The following is a 17,844-nucleotide window of genomic DNA, read 5'->3' as shown; positions in this document are numbered from 1 at the left end:
ATCGCCCTTTCTCCGAGGTCTCGCCCGGATGATCGCGTCGGCTCCGCGTCCTTTCACCTACCACACCATCGCCCGCACAAGGGGCGATGTGTGCCGGCGTCCCTCGCCCACCCGCGGCAGAAGGAGAACCCCAGGCAATGCCCATGAACTCCCCCGTTCCACGCGCCTCGATCGTGTTGCGCGACCTGACATTCGAATGGCCCGACGGCACAGTCGCGCTCGATCGTGTCGACGGCACTTTCAGTACCGGCCGCACTGGCCTGATCGGACGCAACGGCTCCGGCAAGTCCACGTTGCTCCGGCTGATCGCCGGGCATCTGCACCCGACCGGGGGCCGCATCGAGGTCAGCGGTGAGGTCGGATATCTTCCGCAGACGCTCACCCTTCAGCCCGACACGACTGTCGCGCAGCTTCTCGGCATCGACCGAGTGCTCGGCGCGATCAGGGCCGTCGAGGCCGGTGATCCCGACGAGCGTCATTTCGACGCCATCGGAGACGACTGGGACATCGAGGTCCGCGCCGACGAGTCCCTGCAACAGATCGGCTTCACCGCCGACGACCTCGACCGCCGGGTGCAGGAGGTCTCAGGAGGCGAGGCGATGCTCATCGCCATCACCGGCCTGCGCATCCGCCGCACCCCGACAACGCTGCTGGACGAACCGACCAACAACCTCGACCGGCCCACGCGGGCACGGCTGGCCGGTTTCGTGGACGACTGGCCCGGCACCCTGGTCGTCGTCAGCCACGACCTCGACCTGCTGGAACACATGGACGCGACGACCGAACTGTACGACGGACGCCTGGAGACGTTCGGTGGCCCCTACAGCGCCTGGAAGGAACATCTGGACCAGGCGCAGGCTGCCGCCGTCCAGCAGGCGCGCTCCGCCCAACAGGCGTTGAAGGCCGAGAAGCGCCAGCGCGTCGAGGCCGAGACGAAACTGGCGCATCGGGAGCGCACGGGGCGTAAGCAACAGCGGGACGGCGGCCTGCCGCGCATCCTCGCGGGCAGCCTCGCACGCAAGGCCCAGGTGTCAGCGGCCGCGCTGCGCTCCACACTGGACGACAAGGTGCAGTCTGCGCAGGCCGCGCTTGACGCCGCCGACGCGCGCGTGAGGGAGGACGACCACATCCGCCTCGTGCTTCCCGATCCCGGCGTGCCACGCGGGCGGCGGATGGCCGAGATCCGGGACGCAGGCCGCGTGGTGGTGGTCCAGGGACCCGAGCGCGTCGCCATCACGGGCCCCAACGGCTCCGGGAAGACGACACTGATCGAGCACCTCGTCCACGGTCGGCCACCCATGCCCGGCGGTCCGTCGGGGTCGCTGCTGACCGACCGCGTCGGCTACCTGCCCCAACGACTGGACGGGCTGGACGATCAGGCCAGTGCCCTGGACAACGTGCGAGCCGTCGCGGCGGGGCTTCCGGCGGGGACGGTCCGCAACCAGCTCGCCAGGCTGCTGCTCCGCGGTGACAGCGTCGATCGTCCGGTGGGCACGTTGTCGGGCGGGGAGCGCTTCCGGGTCGCCGTCGCCCGGCTGCTGCTCGCCGACCCGCCCGCCCAGTTGCTCGTCCTGGACGAGCCCACGAACAACCTCGACCTCACCAGCGTCGAGCAGCTGGCCGAGGCACTCGACGCGTACAGGGGAGCGCTCCTGGTGGTCAGTCATGACGATGCGTTCCTCCGGCGGATCGGTATCGACACGGTGCTGGAACTCGACAGGAACAGCTGTTCACAGGCGCACACGGGAGCAGATGATTGAAACCGCTAGCGTTTCGTCCGTCATGTGCTGGAATGACATGCGTCAGTGCAGTCCCGCGATCGAGGGCAAGGGGAACCACATCATGCAGATCGCGTTGTGGATAGTCAATGTCGTGCTGGCGATCGCCTTCCTCATGGCCGGCGGCACGAAACTCACCAGGAGCAGGGAGACCCTGCGCACCACGGGAATGGCCTGGGTGGACGACTTCTCCGCCGGTGTCATCAAGCTGATCGCGTCGGCGGAAATCCTCGGTGCACTGGGACTCGTCCTTCCTCTGGCAACGGGTATTGCCCCGATCCTCACGCCTCTGGCCGCGGTCGGGCTCGCCATCACCATGGTGGGTGCGGTCGCGGTGCATCTCCGCCGCAAGGAGGCGCCGACCCCGGCCGTCGTGCTCGGTGTCCTCGCGGTGGTCAGCGCCGTCCTGGGGTTCCTCGTCGTCCTCGGCTGACGCCGCGTCGATCGTCCTTGGGATCGAGCCGGCTCGTTCCCGAGCACCAGGACGCGACACTGCACCCGAGACCGTCACACCGCCGTCGCGAGGTTGATGACCAGGTTGACTGTGGCCGCGATCACGACCGTGTTGAACAGGTACGACAGCAGGGTGTGCGACAGCACGATCTTGCGCAGCCGCGTGCTGGACAGGTTCGTGTCGGAGATCTGGAAGGTCATCCCCAGGCAGAACGCGAGGTAGGCGAAATCGCTGTACTGGGGCGGCTCGGCCTGGTTGAACGAGATGCCGCCGGTCGGTTCGCTGTAGTACTCCCGCGCGTAGCGCAACGCGTACAGGGTGTGGACGAGCACCCACGAGAGCGCCACGCTGGTGACGGCGAAGATCGCCGCGGTGGCTCGCGTCTCCGCCTGGGAGGAGGAGTGCAGCAACAGGAGCAGCACCGCGACAAGGCTGGCGAGGCTGGCCGAGAGTATGAGGCCGTCGCTGATGGCCCGCACCGGTTCCTCACGCCGAGCATGACTGCGCGTCCGCTCGGCGTCGAAGCCCCACACAGCGACCCAGACCCACACGACGTACACCAGGCAGCCGGCGCCCCAGCCCGCGACGATCACGAACGGCCAGTCGAGCAGCCTGCTGACCGCGATCCCCGTACAGGCGCCCACCAGGGCCATGACCACGATCCGTGCGAGGTTCACCCCCATGCCGGACGCCGAAGCTCGCTCGCTCACACGCCCCAGCGTAGATGCGGCCGCGTATCCAGGCGGCCCGCGGGAACAGCGACCCCGGCTCCCGCGGGCGTCGCGTACTCACGCAGGTGATGTACGGCCCGCGGGAAGCGACACGACCCGCGGGAGGTCACGCGGCCCGCGTGAACAGCCACCGGAGCACCACGAGGGGACTCAGTCGTGGGCGCCCGGGAGCACGGCGCGGAACGCCGTCGTGACGTACGGAAGCTCGATGGCCGCATCCTCGGTCGTCCCGAGGTCGCCGAGTAGCTCACCGAGTTGTGCATCCATGCGCGCGCGGTCGGCTTCCGGCGCGGTGATGACTGAACTGCGCGAATGGGCCAGGTCGTAGATCCCGCGGCGCGTGACGGGCCAGGACCAACGCCACTGGGTCGATTCGAGCACTCCGAACGGTTCGGCAACCTCCGGCGGGGACGCGGCGAGCATGCGCTCCGCGTGGCTTCCGCCCATGATGTCGGTCAGGTGTCTGACCCACGGTGTCGTCCCGTCGCGGATGTTCCAGATCAGGCCGAGGACCCCGCCCGGCCGCAACACCCGGGCGACTTCCCTGGAACCCGTCACAGGTTCGACCCAGTGCCATGCCTGGCCGAGTACGACAGCATCCACCGAAGCATCGGGAAGAGGGATGCTCTCGGCCGAGCCGACGAAGGCCCGTACACCCGCGACCACGCGTCCGAGCACATCGAGCATCTGGGGGTCGGGATCGATCGCGACCACATCGTGTCCCAACGCCGTGACGGCCCTGGTGAGTTTGCCGGTGCCGGCACCGACATCGGCGACCCGGACACGGGACCCCTCCCCCGCGACGGGTTCGAGCATCCACTCCACCGCGTCCCGCGGATAGTCAGGCCGGCCTGACTCGTACGCCTCGGCCGCACGGCCGAACGATCTCGACATCTCCTCCGTCGTGGCCACGCGCCGAGTCTACGGCGCACCGGTCGCCGCCGACAGGCCCCCGGCACACCGCCCCGCGCTCCACGTGGTGCGAGGGCTGCTAGAGTGACGCTTTGATTCGGGGTGCCCGTGTTCAGGGGCTGAGATCACACCCGTAGAACCTGATCGAGTTAGGACTCGCGAAGGGAAGTCAAGCGATGAACGCTGTCATATCGTCCACATCATCACCGGGTGAGGCCCTTAGCCTGCTCCGCGCCCACAACCCCCTAGTCCAGTGCATCACCAACTCGGTGGTCACCGGCTTCACGGCGAATGTGCTCCTGGCACTCGGGGCGACCCCCGCGATGGTCGACATCCCCGCCGAGTCGGGGCTCTTCGCCTCGATCGCGGACGGGGTGCTGGTGAACCTCGGAACACCCACCTCGGAGCAGCGCGCGGCAGCGGCCGAGGTACCCGCCGCCACTCGTCGATGGGTGCTCGACCCGGTCGCGATCGGAGTCCTGCCCGTGCGAACCGCTCTGGCCTCGCAGTTGCTGGCCGGTCGTCCCGCGATCGTCCGGGGCAATGCCTCGGAGATACTCGCGCTCGCGGGAACCGGTGAAGGCGGACGAGGCGTCGACGCGACCGACTCCCCCGAGACCGCGTTGGCGGCAGCCACGACGATCGCGCGTCGGTCGGGTGCGGTGGTCGCCGTCTCCGGCCCGGTCGACATCATCACCGACGGCGCTGTGATCGTCCGCGTCCACGGCGGCGACGCCCTGCTGACCCGGGTGACGGGGGGCGGCTGCTCGCTGGGGGCGGTGATGGCCGCCTTCCTCGGTGTGTGCACGCCGCTGTCCTCGGCCGTCGCCGCTTCGGCCGTGTACGCGGCGGCCTCGGAGACAGCCGCCGCTCGCGCGGACGGGCCGGGAAGCTTCGCCGTGGGATTCCTCGACGCGCTTGCGGCACTCGAGCCGTCCTCGCTCGAAGAACCCGGCCGTGTTGTCCGGCATCCGCTCGATGCCTCGGCGATCGAGGCCCTGCGATGACCGGGCGGTTCGATCTCGGGCTTCATCTGGTCACCGACGAGGAACTCCCGTTCCCGCGTCTCGTCGACGTCGTCGCCGACGCCCTCACCGGCGGCGTCACGGTGGTCCAGCTCCGTGCAAAGCACGCAAGCGCGCGGCAGCTGATCGCCCAGGCATGCGCGTTGTCACAGATCACTCGGGGACGAGCCGCGCTGATCGTGAACGATCGCGTCGACGTGGCACTCGCCGCCATCGATGCCGGTGCCAGGGTCGACGGCGTCCATGTCGGGCAGGACGACATCTCGCCCACCACCGCACGAAGAGTGCTCGGGCCGACCGCGCTGATCGGTTGGACCGCGAACACCGCGTCCCACTTGGCCGAAGCGAGGACGATGCCGACCGGGACCGTCGACTATCTCGGGGTCGGGGTGATTCACGCGACGGATTCGAAACCCGACCATCCACCGGTGCTCGGTGTCGACGGATTCGCCGCGTTCGCGGCCGCCTCTCCCCTGCCCTGTGTCGCGATCGGCGGCATCGTCCCGGCGGACGTGCCGGTGCTCCGCGCGGTGGGAGCCGCGGGAGTCGCCGTCGTCTCGGCGATCTGCCACGCAGACGACCCGACACGGGCGGCACGGGATCTTCGTGACGGGATTCAGGTCGCAGCGCAGGCGGTTCCGCGATGATCCCGCGCGTGCTGAGCATCGCCGGCACCGACCCGACGGGCGGGGCCGGCATCCACGCCGATCTCAAGTCGATCGGAGCGCTCGGCGGCTACGGCATGGCCGTCGTGACAGCGCTCGTCGCGCAGAACACCCAGGGCGTCCGAGCCGTGCACGTGCCGCCGGTGGAGTTCCTGACCGAGCAGCTCGAGGCGGTGAGCGACGACGTCCGGATCGACGCGGTCAAGCTGGGCATGCTCCATTCGGCCCCGCTGATCGCCGTCGTCTCGGACTGGCTGTCACGCACCAGACCGCCGATCATCGTCCTCGACCCGGTCATGGTCGCCACCAGCGGCGATGCGCTCATCGACCGCCGGGCCACGGATGCGATCCGTGATCTGTGCACCCGGGTCGACCTGATCACCCCCAACATCCCCGAGCTCGCCGTCCTGGCCGGCGCCACGCCCGCGACCACCTGGGACGAGGCCGTCGTCCAGGCGACCGGGCTCGCGTCGAGCAGCGGCACGACCGTGCTGCTCAAGGGGGGCCACCTTCCGTCGGACGACTGCCCGGACGCGATCGTCACCGCGAGCGGGACGACCACGATCGTCGGCCGGAGGGTCCCCACCAGCACCACCCATGGCACCGGCTGTTCCCTGTCGTCGGCGATGGCCACCCTCGCAGCGTCCGGGCTGTCGTGGCCGGACGCGCTCGTCCGGGCGAAGGCCTGGCTCGTCGGGGCGATCGAGCACGGTGAGAGCCTCCACGTCGGGCACGGGAACGGACCCGTCGATCATTTCCACGAGCTTCGCCCGCACCTGCCCGGTGCGGGCTGGTGCGACGGCGTCTGGGCGCTGACGAACGACGTCCGTGCCCGGGTCGACGAGTGCGAGTTCATCCGCGGCCTCCAGGACGGTTCACTCGATCAAGCCCGGTTCCGGTGGTATCTGGCACAGGACGCCCTCTACCTCGCGGACTACTCCCGGGTGCTCGCACGGGCCAGCGCGCTGGCGCCCACGATCACCGAACAGGCGTTCTGGGCACAATGCGCCCAGAACGCTCTGACCACCGAGACCCAGCTGCACCGCTCCTACCTCGACGGCGCCGTGCACGAACCGGGCGTGACGACGCTGGCCTACACCAACCACCTGCATGCCGTCGCCGGCACCGGCGCCTACGCCGAGATCGTCGCGGCACTGTTGCCGTGTTTCTGGCTGTACGCCGACCTCGGACGGCGGATGGTGTCGTCCGACCACGCGGCACACCCGTACCACGACTGGCTCCGCACCTATGCGGATCCCGCCTTCGACGAGGCGACAAGAACTGCCATCGCCATCACCGACCGGGCCGCCCAGGACGCGGGCATCGAGCAGCGCGCACGGATGCGGGCAGGATTCGAGCGCTCCATGCGCCACGAACTGGACTTCTTCCTCGCTCCGACGCGCCGGTCCTGATCGAACCACCCCGGTGCCGACTCGCAGAAGCGAGGCGTGCTCAGCCCTTCACGCCGTCGTAGAGATCGAGGATCGTCGGCGCACCCTCGGGGATGTGGACGACCTCGACGGCGTCACCGGCGCTGATGCTTCCCGTCCGGACCACGCGCAGGTAGGTCCCGAGCCGCCGGGCATCCGAGAAGCGCCGTACCCAGCCGTCCTCCCCGATCCACCGTGCGAAGGTCATGCACGGCGTGCGCGGTTTGGTCACCTCGAGTTCGACCGACCCACCGATGAGCCATCGCGTCCCGACGATCGCATTCGAGACCTCCAGGCCCGCCACCCGGATGTTCTCGCCGAAGTAGCCGGGCGGGATGTCGCGGCCCAACTCGGACGCCCACCATGCGGCGTCCTCGTCCGCGTAGGCATAGACCGCCTGTGACTCGCCGCCGTGGTGCCGACGGTCGGCCTGGACGTCGGCGTAGAGCCCGAGCGTGCCGACCTTCACCGGCCCCTCGACCGGACCCTTGTCGATCGCCGTCGTGCCGACCTTGCCGGGATCGTCGTGAAGCCTGCGGACGACGCACGCGGCGAGCAACTGACCCATGGGGGTGAGTGTAGGCGAGCGGACCGGCTGGTCGGTACGGCCCGAGCGCTCGGCCACGAAGTGGCGTGGGTGCTGCATGCCGAACCGGGCACCGGCAGCGCGTTCGATCCGGCGTCCGGGTTTGTGCGCCTCATGGACGGTCTCGCGGCGGACCCCGGCGACGTCGTGGTGACGAAGACCTCACGCAACGCGTTCACGACCACCAACCTCGCCCAGCACCTGCAACGGCCGGGGCGACCGATCTCGTGATCGCGGGCATCCAGACCGAACAGTGCGTCCCAGATCGCCTGCGCGATGGTCTCATCGCCTCCGGCGCCACGGTCGAATCCGCCGCGAACGCCGTGGGCTTCGTCGACGCACGCATGCTCCGCCACCTGCGTTCGAGGGCGCGGAACACGAGCCGCGGCTGACCTCGTGCCACGCGCCCACGGTCGACGATCGCGAGTACGACGGACGCGTTCCCGAATCCCCTCCTACGCTTGCAGCAACTCACCACGCCTCCTGAGTTGACCGAGGGAAGGGAATCTCATGGCCGAACAGGACGATCCGATCGTGACGACACCCAGTGGCCGCGTCCTCGGCGTGCATCGCGAGGGGCATGACGCGTTTCTCGGTATCCCCTTCGCGGAACCGCCCGTCGGCCCGCTCCGTTTCCTGCCTCCCGTGCCGGCCCGTCCCTGGGATGGGGTGCGACCCGCGACCCGCCCCGGCCCGACCCCACTGCGCGAGGCCACCCCCGGCCTTGTCCCCGAGCTGGCAGTGCCCGGGGACGACGTACTCACCGTTTCGGTGTACACACCCGCAGTGGATCCCGCAGCGCGCCTGCCGGTGATGGTGTGGATTCACGGCGGGGGTTACATCGGCGGCTCGCCCGCGAGCCCGTGGTATGACGGCGCCGCCTTCGCCCGTGGTGGCGTCGTCACCGTGGTGATCTCCTACCGTCTTGGCTTCGACGGGTTCGGAGCGATCCCCGGCGCACCGGCGAACCGCGGCGTACGCGACTGGCTGCTCGCCCTCGAATGGGTGCAGGAGCACATCACGGCGTTCGGCGGTGACCCTGGACGAGTGACGCTCGCCGGGCAGTCCGCCGGTGGCGGGGCTGTACTGACCCTGCTGGGGATGCCCGCCGCGCAGTCGCTGTTCCGCGCCGTGTGGGCTAGTTCGCCCGCGCTGCCGGTGCGTGATCTGGCGGAGGCCGAGGACGCGGCCGTCCGGCTCGCCGAACGGCTGGGGGTCGCGGCGACCCGGGACGGGCTGGCCTCCGTCCCCGAGCACCGGGTGCTCGCCGAGCAGATGGCCGCTGCGCGTCCGCACGGCACCCCCTTGTCGGCGCTCATCGAGCGTTCCCCGTCGTATTCGCCGGTCGTCGACGGCGACCTCGTGCCGGAGCCGACACTCGACGCCCTGTCCCACGGTGTCGGAAGCCAGGCAACCCTCGTCATCGGCTCGAACGACAACGAAATTGTTCTCCCGGCGGAGTCGCTCCCGTCCTGGCTGCACTTCGTGCCGTCCGGCCTCGTCCTGCGTGCCACCGGTCTGCATGGGCATGAGTTGCGCGCTTACCGCGACGCTCAGCGGCAGTCCGGGGTCGAAGGAGCCGAGGCGGTGCTCGACCAGGACGTCACCGACCGTGTCTTCCGGCGACTGGTCGTCGGCGTGGCCCGGGCTCGTCTGGCCGGTGGCGCATCCACTCGCGCCTATCGGTTCGCGTGGAAATCACCGACGAAGGGCGGCGCGATCCACTGCCTCGATCTGCCGTTCTTCTGGGATGTCCTCGACGAGGGCCATGTGCCGGCGCTCACCGGGGATGCCCCGCCGCGAGAGTTGGCGAGCGCGCTCCACGGCGCCGCCCTCGCCCTCGTCCGCGGCGACGGCCCCGACTGGCCGGCATGGGACGAGCAGCATCGCAGAGTCGCCCTGATCGGGGGCAGCACCGACCCGGTCGGCGTGGTGGACGACGGCTACGCGGAGATCGCCCCACTACTGGGGTGACGCGAGGCCCGGGTGCACCGCGTCCCGCATCACCGGAACGGCCAGCGAGGCTCCACATCCACGACGATGTGCGCGGTCTTCCGCTCCGCCTGGTCATCGGGCACATTGCCGCGGAAACGGTATTCGAAGTCGAGGACCGCCGTGCCCGGCCCGACCGTGGCGAACCTGTACAGGCGCGTGTTCCGGCCTCCGGTGCTTCCCTTCTCGCCGAGATACTCGCCTTCGGTCTTCGGCTCCCCCAGCACGTCAGGGTCGGGCTCGGAGACGAGCACCCAGTCGTCCCCGACGGACGAGTTGATAACCCCGAAGTCGACGAGCAGCCAGGTTCCTCTGGTGAGGGTCACCGATGCGGTGGTGTAGGGCACCTTCTTCGTGTTCCAGAAGGCCAGTCCGGTCCACGTCATCAGCAGCCACACCGCCAGGACGACGACAACACCGACGATGGCGACCCGGAGGAGTACACGCGCGTGTGGCCTCTTCATGGCCCCATTGTCGCTGGTCAGCGGTTCATCTGGTCGCCGTGGGATCAGGGCCGCAGCAAAACCTTGATGGCGCGGCGTTCGTCCATCGCGGCGTAGGCCTCGGCGACCCGGCTCAACGGAAGTTCGAGATCGAACACCACACCGGGGTTGATCGCGCGTGTGAGCACCAGATCGAGCAAGTGCGGCAGATACGACCGGACGTGAGCAGGGCCACCCTTGATCCCGACGTTCCGCCAGAACAATCCACCCAGCGGCAGTTCCCCGTGTGGCACCCCGACCAGGCCGATGTTCCCACCGTCACGAACACACGCGGCGGCCTGCAACCGAGCGCCCTCGGTGCCCACGCACTCCAGCACGCAATCCGCGCCGATTCCCTCGGTGAGTTCCTTCACGGCAGCAGCGCCCGCCTCGTCCCTCTCCGCGACGACATGGCTCGCCCCGAACCCGACCGCCACCGCCTGCCGATCGGCGTGCCTGCTCATCGCGATCACCGTGGAAGCCCCCAGTTGACGGGCTGCGAGCACTGCAGACAGGCCGACGGCGCCGTCGCCCACCACCGCGACACTGGTGCCCGGGCCGACACCAGCGCTCACCGCCGCATGCCACCCGGTGCACATGACGTCGGACAGCGTCAGGATGCTCGGGATCAGGTCGTCGGCGGGAGGCTCCGGCACCTTCAACAGAGTGCCGTCGGCGAGCGGGATCCGGATCTTCTCGGCCTGACATCCGTCGTAGTGGTCACCGTGCAGACAGTTCGCCTGTGCTCCTTTGCGGCACACCGGACACGTGTTGTCGCTCGGGTTGAATCCACCCACGACGAAATCCCCCGCCGCCACGCCGGTCACGGCGTCCCCCACCGACTCGACGATTCCGCAGAACTCGTGGCCGATCGCCGTCGGCTTCGGCACCGGCGCGATACCGCGGTAGCGCCAGAGATCAGAGCCGCAGACGCAGGCCGCAACCGTGCGGACGACTGCATCGGTCGGTTCCAGGATCGTGGGATCGGGACGCTCCTCGTAGCGAACGTCCCCAGGGGCATGGATAACGGCTCCGAACATGGCTACAGCCCACCACATTCCCGGGCACTCGGACAGGTATGGCCATTACCCCTCATGATCCGGCACCCCCTTACGATCCGGCGAAAGCCGGACGACGGCGGGCGTCGCACGCCAGACGGCATCCTGCGCCCACAGCTGGGCCGTTAGGTCGAACATCTGATCGGGATATCCCGGGCGCGCTGCGCGAGCCGATCAACGATGCCAGTCAGGCGGGCACGGTGTCGTTCGGTTCGGTCGAGGTCACCGTTCGGCAAGCCGTAGCGCTCGCGCGCATAGGCCAGCACGACGGGGCCTTCCGACCAGACCGAATCGAGACCAGATTCATGCGGCCACAATCCGCGCCTAGTTGCCCCACGCGGATCACGTCGGCGCGGGCGCCGTCGTTGAGGTCCGAGGTGAGCGAATCGGAACCGGGCACCAGGATGTTCATCGGTCCCTCCCGCCGGTTGGGCGTCGGCTCGGGTTCGGTCCTCGAGCGGCTCGCCGGTACCGCCGCCCGCGCCGCGGTCGCCAGCATGTGCCAACGAGTTGTCCTCGGCCTCGCGATGCCCTTCCCCACAACTCATCCCGCCCTATCCGCGCCGGCTGACCGCATCATTGGGGATTACTCCTTTTGGGGCTATCGACGTGTGTTATCGGCACGATACGAATGAGTCGTCGGCTTCACAATTCGCTACCGACAGCGACGACGAACAGAAAGGCGATGAACAAGACATGAACAGAAAAAGAATGCTTGGAAACGCACTTATCGGGACCGGCGCCACTGTCGCGCTGATGTTCGGGAGCGCCACCGCCGCCCACGCGTACGGGGAGAAGGTCTGGAATGAGCCCCGCGCTTGTGGTGCGAGCTACGTGGCGACCATGTTGGGTTCATCCGGAGATCAACTGCACGTCATCTATTCCGGTTCCAGTTCCCAACGGAACTCTCAGCGCTGGGTATCCTATGTGCGGACGACGACTTTCCGGTCAACCTATCTCAATTCGACGGCGGCGACCGTGTCGACGTCCGACAGTGTGGAGTTCGCTCAATACGGCTGCGGGTTCTAGAGAGAGATCTCAGCGAGATGCGTCTGATCTTTGCGAGCATGCTGAGTTTGGTGATCCTGTTCACAGGGTGCGCGGCCTCGGCAACCCCCGGGTACGAGAATTCAGACTTCTCGACCATGACTGGAGAGCAATTGGATCGGTACGTCTACGACTGCATGGTGAACAAGGGGTGGGACGTGACGCCGTCGGAGAACGGTGGTCTCCTGTCCGAGGGCGATGCCTCTCAGACAGGTCAGTTCAATGCAGATTGGTCGGCGTGCAACGCGCCCATTCGAGATGCGGCGGTTCCGGTGAACGAGTGGTCGCAGGAATCGTGGGACGAGCTGTACCAGAAGGTGCTCACTGAAGCGGAATGCCTGCAGGAGCTCGGCTACGACGTGCAGGAGGCACCGTCGCGGGAGGTGTTCATCGAGGACACGATCGGCGGGCACCAGTGGACCCCGTGGGGAGTGATCGTCGGGTCCACGCCCTCGCCAGGCGTGGACCCGCTAGCCGCCTGCCCGCAGGCCGACTTCATCCCGCGCCGTGGCTGAGCCCGCTACCCATAGCTTGCCCGCTCCGACCGAACGGAAGAGTGCTCGGCCGGAGTTTCTACTCGTCGCAGTGTTGCTGCTGGTCGTAGGCGGGGTGGCCGGATGGGCGGTGACGGAGTTGCTTCACTCCGAAGAGGCCTCCCTCGTAGAGCTGCCGTACACCACCGCAGTGGTGGCTCAAGGAGAGGTCTCGCGATCCTTGACGCTCAACGCCTCCGCTGAGTGGGAGGCAACCAGCAGCGTCGCCAATCGCGCGATCGGCACCGTCACTTCCGTCGACGTAAGGTCCGGCGCTGTAGTGGCACAGGGACAGAAGCTGTATTCCGTCGACCTCCGCCCAGTACATGTCGCGCAGGGCACCACGCCGATGCACCGCGATCTTCAGCTGGGCGCCAGCGGCCCCGATGTGGCACAACTGCAACAGATGCTCATCACTGTCGGCTTTGAGCCCGGGGATGTGGACGGGGTGTTTGACGTTGGCACGGTGGGTGCGGTGCGCTCGTGGCAGAGCCGTGAGGGGATCGAACCCAGTGGTGCCGTGGCGCTCGGCGACATTGTGTTCGTGCCCGAGTTGCCCATACGCATCCGCATCGATCCCGACACCGTCTACACCGGGGCTATCCTCTCCGGCGGGGAGCGGGCGATCACCGGCCTGGGGGCCCCGCGTTTCACCATCGCACTCGACGACCGTCAAGCAGAACTTGTGCCCTCCGATGCCGCAGTCGTCGTGCAAGGGCCGTCCGAGCCGTGGGGCGCGGTCATCGAACGGGTCGAGCGCGACGAGAACGGTGCGGCGGTCGCCACGCTCGGCACGGGTGACTCGGCCCCGGTGTGCGGGGACGAGTGTGCAGAGGCTGTGGGCACGAGTGGGACGACGCTGTTCTCCTCACAGATCACGTTGGTGCCGCACACCTCGGGGTTGACGGTGCCCGCGGCGGCTGTGTCTACCGACGCAAGCGGCGTAGCGGTCGTCGTCGGCGACGACGGCGCCAAGCACTCGGTGACGGTCGTGGCTTCGGCCCAGGGGATGAGCGTCGTCGAGGGCGTGCCCGAGGGGATGCGCGTGCGCGTGCCCTTCACGGAACGGGAGGGATGACCGTGGTCACGCGTCTCGAGGCTCGTGGCCTCGGTTTCGCCTATTCGCCGGACGTCGTCGTCCTGGAGGGATGGTCGGCCTTGTTCGAAGCTGGGGAGATCGTGGCGGTGACCGGGCCCTCTGGTGCGGGCAAGTCAACCCTGATGTATCTACTCGGGCTGATGCTCGTCCCCCGCAGCGGCGAGGTTCTCGTCGACGGCATCCCCGTCGCACACCTGCCCGACACGGACCGGGCTCGCCTGCGCGCGTCCGAGTTCGGCTTCGTGTTCCAGGACGCGAGCTTGGACGCGACCCGGACCGTGCTCGACAACATCACCGAGACCGCGCTCTATCGTCGAACACCCCGCGCCCCCGCCTGCGTTCGAGCACGGGAGCTGATGGCGCGCTTCGGTGTCGACCTGCGAGCCGAGCATCGGCCGGGACAGATCTCTGGAGGTCAGGCGCAGCGAGTGGCGCTGTGCCGGGCGCTGCTCGCCTCACCCCAGATCGTGCTTGCCGATGAACCGACCGGAAACCTCGATCACGCCACCGCGGAAATTGTGATCGAGGTGCTCCACCACGTTGCGCATGAAGGCGGCACTGTGGTCGTGGCAACCCATGACCCCTACTTGATCTCACGATGTACCCGGGTGATCGCCCTATGACCCCGCTCGCATACGCCGTCGCCGTCTACCGTGAGGCGATCGCTGTCGCGCGCTCCCAACCAGCGCTGTCCGTGTTCACCTCGCTGGTGTCCGCCGCCATGGTCATGGTCGTCCTACTCACGGTGGGACGCACTGTGGCCGCGCAGACCGACATCGTCGCCTCTATCGACGACGCCGGCACCCGCTCCATCATCCTCCGCCTCCAACCGAACGCGCAGGTCACCACTGCGGTGCTCTCCCGCATCGACGCGCTGGATGGAGTCGCCTGGGCCGGAGCGTTCGGACAGGCCTCCGACGTTCACTCCGCGGTGGTCGCAGACGGCACCCGTGTCGCGGCCCGCACCATCACCACCCGCGACACTGCGGCCATCGGCCTGCCCTCGGCGTCCGCCGAATTGTCCGGAGCGACCACCGCCTGGGCCACCCCCAAGGCTCTGCAGCAACTCGGGCTCGTCGACGGAGCCGGGCCGGTACGCGATGCCGATGACGCCGACGTCCTCGTCACAGGCACGGCGGAGCTACCCGACTACCTCCAGTTCCTCGATCCCGTTGTCCTTGTTCCCCGGCAGCCGTCGGCCATCGGCATCATCGACGCGACCGGCACCATCACGGCCGACCCGACAAAACGAGCCGACCTTGTCACATTGATCGTCGTGGTCGCCGAAGCCCCGAACCTGGTCGCGCCGCTCGCCCGCGCCGTTACCTCCGTCCTGGGCGAGACGGACAGCGAAGCGGTGTCCGCGCAGACATCCGAAGCGTTCGCGCGCCTGCGCGGGCTCATCGACGACCAACTCTCGGTCTACTCACGCAGCATGCTCGCGGGAGCGATCACGGCTGGCGCGGTGCTCGTCGCCGCCACCCTCTACGCCTCCGTCGCGCTCCGTCGCAAGGACTATGGACGCCGTCGCGCACTCGGAGCATCTCAACGACTCATCGCCGCTCTCGTTGTCGCCCAAGCCACCACCGTAGTCACGAGGGGTGCCACGGTCGGCGCGTTCGCGGCACACGCCGTCATGATCGTCATGCACTTCCCAGTTCCGCGGCCGACTTTCACCCTCGCGCTCGTCCTTCTCGCGATCATTACCGGAGCGATCGCCGCGCTGGTACCGGCCGTGATCGCCGCGCGCCGCGACCCGCTCACCGAGCTACGCGTCCCGTAGCCATCCCACTCATGACGAACTCGGCTACGGATGTGAACCGCCGCGGCAGACCGGTTGAGATGACTCGGGTGTTGATCGTCGACGACCAGGCGTCCGTACGCATAAGTCTGCGGCACATGCTTGAGCGCTACGCGGACATCGAGGTCGTCGCTGAGGCTGCTTCCGGACCCGAGGCGATAGATGCGGTCCATGGTCAGGCACCGGATGTGATCCTGATGGACCTGCGGATGCCCGACGGCGACGGGATCGCCGCAACACAGATACTCACCGCACCTCCGTGGAACATCCCGGTGCTGGCGATCACTGCATTCGATATCGACGAATATGTATTCGGTGCGATCAAGGCGGGCGCAGTCGGGTTCCTGCTCAAGATCAGTGCACCCGACACCTATGCGACCGCAGTGCGCGCAGCAGCCCGCGGGGAGGGAATGATCTCACCACAAGTGACCCCGCGCGTCCTCGCTGCCGTCTCGCACACGACAAGACCGGCTTCTACGATCAGTCCGGATGTCAGACTGCTCACTGCGCGCGAAGTCGAGATCATGCGCGCCCTCGCCGATGGCCCCTCCTCCACCAAAGCCGTCGCACGACGGCTGAACATCGAACCTGCCAGCGTGAAAGGCCACCTCAAGAGGATCATGGCAAAGCTCGGGCTCTCCTCTCGTGCTGAACTCGTCACATGGGCGTTCCGCAACGGGGTCATCTCCTGACGATCCCGAGGCGCGCACAGCGCATGAACCGCGCGTAGCTGATTCCCTCGGCTCTTCGTGGCCTCCGTCAGTGGATCAACCCAGCCGGGTCGAGGCTCCTGCCAGGGCATAGCCTGACAGACGTGCGTACGACGACCTCGACCCTTCCCGGCCTGACCCTGACCGACCTCACCCTGGACGCTCCCCTCGACCACGCGAACCCCGATGCGGGGACGATCGAGGTGTTCGCTCGCGTCGTGACCGGTGAGGGCGGTGCCGGCAAGCCCTATCTCGTCTTCCTCCAGGGTGGGCCCGGAACCGAAGCTCCTCGTCCGACCCTGATACCGGCCAATCCTTCGTGGCTCCCCCGGGTGCTGGAGGACTTCCAGGTGGTGATGCTCGACCAGCGTGGCACAGGACGGTCGACGCCCATCTCGTCCGGCGTCGTCACTGATGACGGCGGAACCCAGGCGCAGGTTGCCGCTCCACTCGCTGGGCGCAGTGCCCGGGCCCAGGCGGACTATCTCACGCACCTGCGCGCCGACGAGATCGTCAACGACTGCGAGTTGGTGCGCGAGGCCCTCGGGGTGCCGACGTGGACGGTGCTGGGCCAGTCGTTCGGTGGCTTCACCACGCTGCACTACCTCTCGGTGCACCCCGAGTCGCTCGCCGGGGCGCTGCTGACCGGTGGGCTGAGTGCCGTCCGGCACCCGATCGACGACATCTACTCGGCCACCTGGCAGATCATGATCGACAAGTCCGAGGGGTTCTACCGTCGTTTCCCGGACGACCGCGATCGCGTACGTGAGCTCAGCGCGCTGTGCGCGCAGGGCAGGATCAGCCTGCCGAACGGTGACCTCGTGTCTCCCGACCGCTTCCGCACGATCGGCCACCGGCTGGGCATGCAGGGCGGCATCGAGCAGATCCACTATCTTCTGGAACTCGATCACGAGTCATCGGCCTTCGCGCACGACCTCGCCGCGGCATTGCCCTTCGCGGGCCGCAACCCGATCTACGCGGTGCTGCACGAGTCCAGCTATGCCGACGGGGTCGCCACCCGCTGGTCGGCCGACCGGACGATGCCCGACCGGGTCCGCGAGGACGTCACGCTCCTGGGAGGCGAGCATCTCCACCGCACCCTGTTCGCCGAGGACTCCGAGCTCAAGCCGTTCGCCGAGACGGCCGACCTGCTGGCCGATCACGAATGGAATCAGCTGTACTTCCCCGAGCGGCTCGCCAGGGCCGAGGTGCCCGTCGCGGCCGCCGTCTATCACGGTGACGCCTACGTCCCCCTGGAGTTCTCACTGGAGACCGCCGCGCTGCTCCCCGACTGCCGCACCTGGGTGACCAGCGAGTACGAGCACAACGGGCTGCGGATGGACACCGCTGTGATCGACCACCTCATCGGCCTGCTCAAGGGACGCCGCTGGCTGTAGAAGGCGACTGCCGCCCGGGACGGAAGCCCGGTGCGCGTGTTTCATCCGTACAACCGGTTGGTTACACGTGTGTTAGGCGGCTGAGAGACAGTTCCGTGGACGCGGAACCGGTGTTAGCTTCGTGAACACCGACGCTTGGTAGTT

At 68.1% G+C, this 17,844-nt stretch carries 19 protein-coding genes and 1 riboswitch; of the genes, 13 read left to right on the top strand and 6 right to left on the bottom strand.

Annotated features, from left to right (window positions below; all coding sequences use genetic code 11):
* Window positions 1-137: 137 nt before the first annotated feature.
* Both FB473_RS06730 and FB473_RS06725 read left to right on the top strand, forming a co-directional pair.
* Window positions 138-1,760: an ABC-F family ATP-binding cassette domain-containing protein gene (locus FB473_RS06730; RefSeq protein ID WP_243863495.1), complete on the top strand. Its 1,623-nt coding sequence runs from the start codon at window positions 138-140 to the stop codon at window positions 1,758-1,760.
* Window positions 1,761-1,797: 37 nt separating this feature from the next.
* Complete coding sequence (locus FB473_RS06725; protein ID WP_243863493.1) at window positions 1,798-2,211, top strand: DoxX family protein; 414 nt, start codon at window positions 1,798-1,800, stop codon at window positions 2,209-2,211.
* Window positions 2,212-2,285: 74 nt separating this feature from the next.
* On the opposite strand, the gene FB473_RS06720 is transcribed toward FB473_RS06725, so the two are convergent.
* Window positions 2,286-2,942 carry a DUF1345 domain-containing protein gene (locus tag FB473_RS06720; protein ID WP_208390463.1) on the bottom strand — a complete coding sequence of 219 codons (657 nt, stop codon included), beginning with the start codon at window positions 2,940-2,942 and terminating at the stop codon, window positions 2,286-2,288.
* 171 nt (window positions 2,943-3,113) lie between these two features.
* Entirely contained in the window at window positions 3,114-3,875 is a 762-nt protein-coding gene (locus tag FB473_RS06715) for a methyltransferase domain-containing protein (protein WP_208390462.1), read from the bottom strand.
* 88 nt (window positions 3,876-3,963) lie between these two features.
* A riboswitch (TPP riboswitch) is annotated at window positions 3,964-4,059 on the top strand.
* Here FB473_RS06715 and thiM point away from each other — a divergent pair.
* The 3 genes from thiM to thiD all read left to right on the top strand — a co-directional run bounded on the left by thiM (window position 4,052) and on the right by thiD (window position 6,977).
* Window positions 4,052-4,882 (top strand): hydroxyethylthiazole kinase, encoded by an 831-nt coding sequence (gene thiM / locus FB473_RS06710; RefSeq protein WP_167165824.1) that lies wholly within the window; start codon window positions 4,052-4,054, stop codon window positions 4,880-4,882. (Overlaps the previous riboswitch by 8 nt.)
* Window positions 4,879-5,547 (top strand): thiamine phosphate synthase, encoded by a 669-nt coding sequence (gene thiE, locus FB473_RS06705; RefSeq protein ID WP_167165822.1) that lies wholly within the window; start codon window positions 4,879-4,881, stop codon window positions 5,545-5,547. The genes thiM and thiE overlap by 4 nt, the downstream gene beginning before the upstream one ends.
* The gene (gene thiD / locus FB473_RS06700) at window positions 5,544-6,977 is read left to right on the top strand and encodes a bifunctional hydroxymethylpyrimidine kinase/phosphomethylpyrimidine kinase (protein WP_167165820.1); all 1,434 of its coding nucleotides are present in this window, start codon (window positions 5,544-5,546) and stop codon (window positions 6,975-6,977) included. Before thiE ends, thiD begins: the two co-directional genes overlap by 4 nt.
* Window positions 6,978-7,017: 40 nt before the next feature.
* Here thiD and FB473_RS06695 read toward each other — a convergent pair whose 3' ends face one another.
* Window positions 7,018-7,563: an MOSC domain-containing protein gene (locus FB473_RS06695; RefSeq protein WP_167165818.1), complete on the bottom strand. Its 546-nt coding sequence runs from the start codon at window positions 7,561-7,563 to the stop codon at window positions 7,018-7,020.
* Here FB473_RS06695 and FB473_RS18580 point away from each other — a divergent pair.
* Window positions 7,522-7,812, top strand: a complete 291-nt coding sequence (locus FB473_RS18580; RefSeq protein WP_208390461.1) for a cysteine hydrolase family protein — start codon at window positions 7,522-7,524, stop codon at window positions 7,810-7,812. The two genes, FB473_RS06695 and FB473_RS18580, sit on opposite strands and share 42 nt — an antisense overlap.
* Before the next feature lie 279 nt (window positions 7,813-8,091).
* Window positions 8,092-9,555 (top strand): carboxylesterase/lipase family protein, encoded by a 1,464-nt coding sequence (locus FB473_RS06685; RefSeq protein ID WP_167165815.1) that lies wholly within the window; start codon window positions 8,092-8,094, stop codon window positions 9,553-9,555.
* 29 nt (window positions 9,556-9,584) lie between these two features.
* Here the strand turns inward: FB473_RS06685 and FB473_RS06680 are convergent, their stop codons facing one another.
* From FB473_RS06680 to FB473_RS06670, 3 genes are all read right to left on the bottom strand, one after another.
* Complete coding sequence (locus FB473_RS06680) at window positions 9,585-10,037, bottom strand: hypothetical protein (protein WP_167165813.1); 453 nt, start codon at window positions 10,035-10,037, stop codon at window positions 9,585-9,587.
* Window positions 10,038-10,081: 44 nt separating this feature from the next.
* The gene (locus FB473_RS06675; RefSeq protein WP_167165811.1) at window positions 10,082-11,095 is read right to left on the bottom strand and encodes a zinc-dependent alcohol dehydrogenase family protein; all 1,014 of its coding nucleotides are present in this window, start codon (window positions 11,093-11,095) and stop codon (window positions 10,082-10,084) included.
* Between the two features lie 205 nt (window positions 11,096-11,300).
* On the bottom strand, window positions 11,301-11,525 hold the full coding sequence (locus FB473_RS06670) for a hypothetical protein (protein WP_167165809.1): 225 nt from the start codon (window positions 11,523-11,525) through the stop codon (window positions 11,301-11,303).
* Between the two features lie 733 nt (window positions 11,526-12,258).
* Between FB473_RS06670 and FB473_RS06665 the strand changes: the two genes are divergently transcribed.
* The 6 genes from FB473_RS06665 (at window position 12,259) to FB473_RS06640 (ending at window position 17,700) form a co-directional block, all read left to right on the top strand.
* Entirely contained in the window at window positions 12,259-12,675 is a 417-nt protein-coding gene (locus tag FB473_RS06665) for a hypothetical protein (protein ID WP_167165807.1), read from the top strand.
* A gap of 199 nt (window positions 12,676-12,874) precedes the next feature.
* A complete protein-coding gene (locus FB473_RS06660; protein WP_167165806.1) occupies window positions 12,875-13,771 on the top strand; it encodes a peptidoglycan-binding domain-containing protein in 897 nt (298 codons plus the stop codon).
* Window positions 13,768-14,415: an ABC transporter ATP-binding protein gene (locus tag FB473_RS06655; protein WP_167165804.1), complete on the top strand. Its 648-nt coding sequence runs from the start codon at window positions 13,768-13,770 to the stop codon at window positions 14,413-14,415. Before FB473_RS06660 ends, FB473_RS06655 begins: the two co-directional genes overlap by 4 nt.
* Entirely contained in the window at window positions 14,412-15,575 is a 1,164-nt protein-coding gene (locus FB473_RS06650) for an FtsX-like permease family protein (protein WP_167165802.1), read from the top strand. Before FB473_RS06655 ends, FB473_RS06650 begins: the two co-directional genes overlap by 4 nt.
* A gap of 11 nt (window positions 15,576-15,586) precedes the next feature.
* A complete protein-coding gene (locus FB473_RS06645) occupies window positions 15,587-16,285 on the top strand; it encodes a response regulator (protein WP_341770060.1) in 699 nt (232 codons plus the stop codon).
* A 122-nt stretch (window positions 16,286-16,407) separates the two neighbouring features.
* On the top strand, window positions 16,408-17,700 hold the full coding sequence (locus tag FB473_RS06640; RefSeq protein ID WP_167165798.1) for an alpha/beta fold hydrolase: 1,293 nt from the start codon (window positions 16,408-16,410) through the stop codon (window positions 17,698-17,700).
* Window positions 17,701-17,844: the final 144 nt, after the last annotated feature.

The sequence above is a fragment of the Brooklawnia cerclae genome (assembly GCF_011758645.1).
Taxonomy (GTDB): domain Bacteria; phylum Actinomycetota; class Actinomycetes; order Propionibacteriales; family Propionibacteriaceae; genus Brooklawnia; species Brooklawnia cerclae.
The sequence above is the reverse complement of the archived record's forward strand: the minus strand, read 5'-3'. Positions and strand labels throughout refer to the sequence as shown.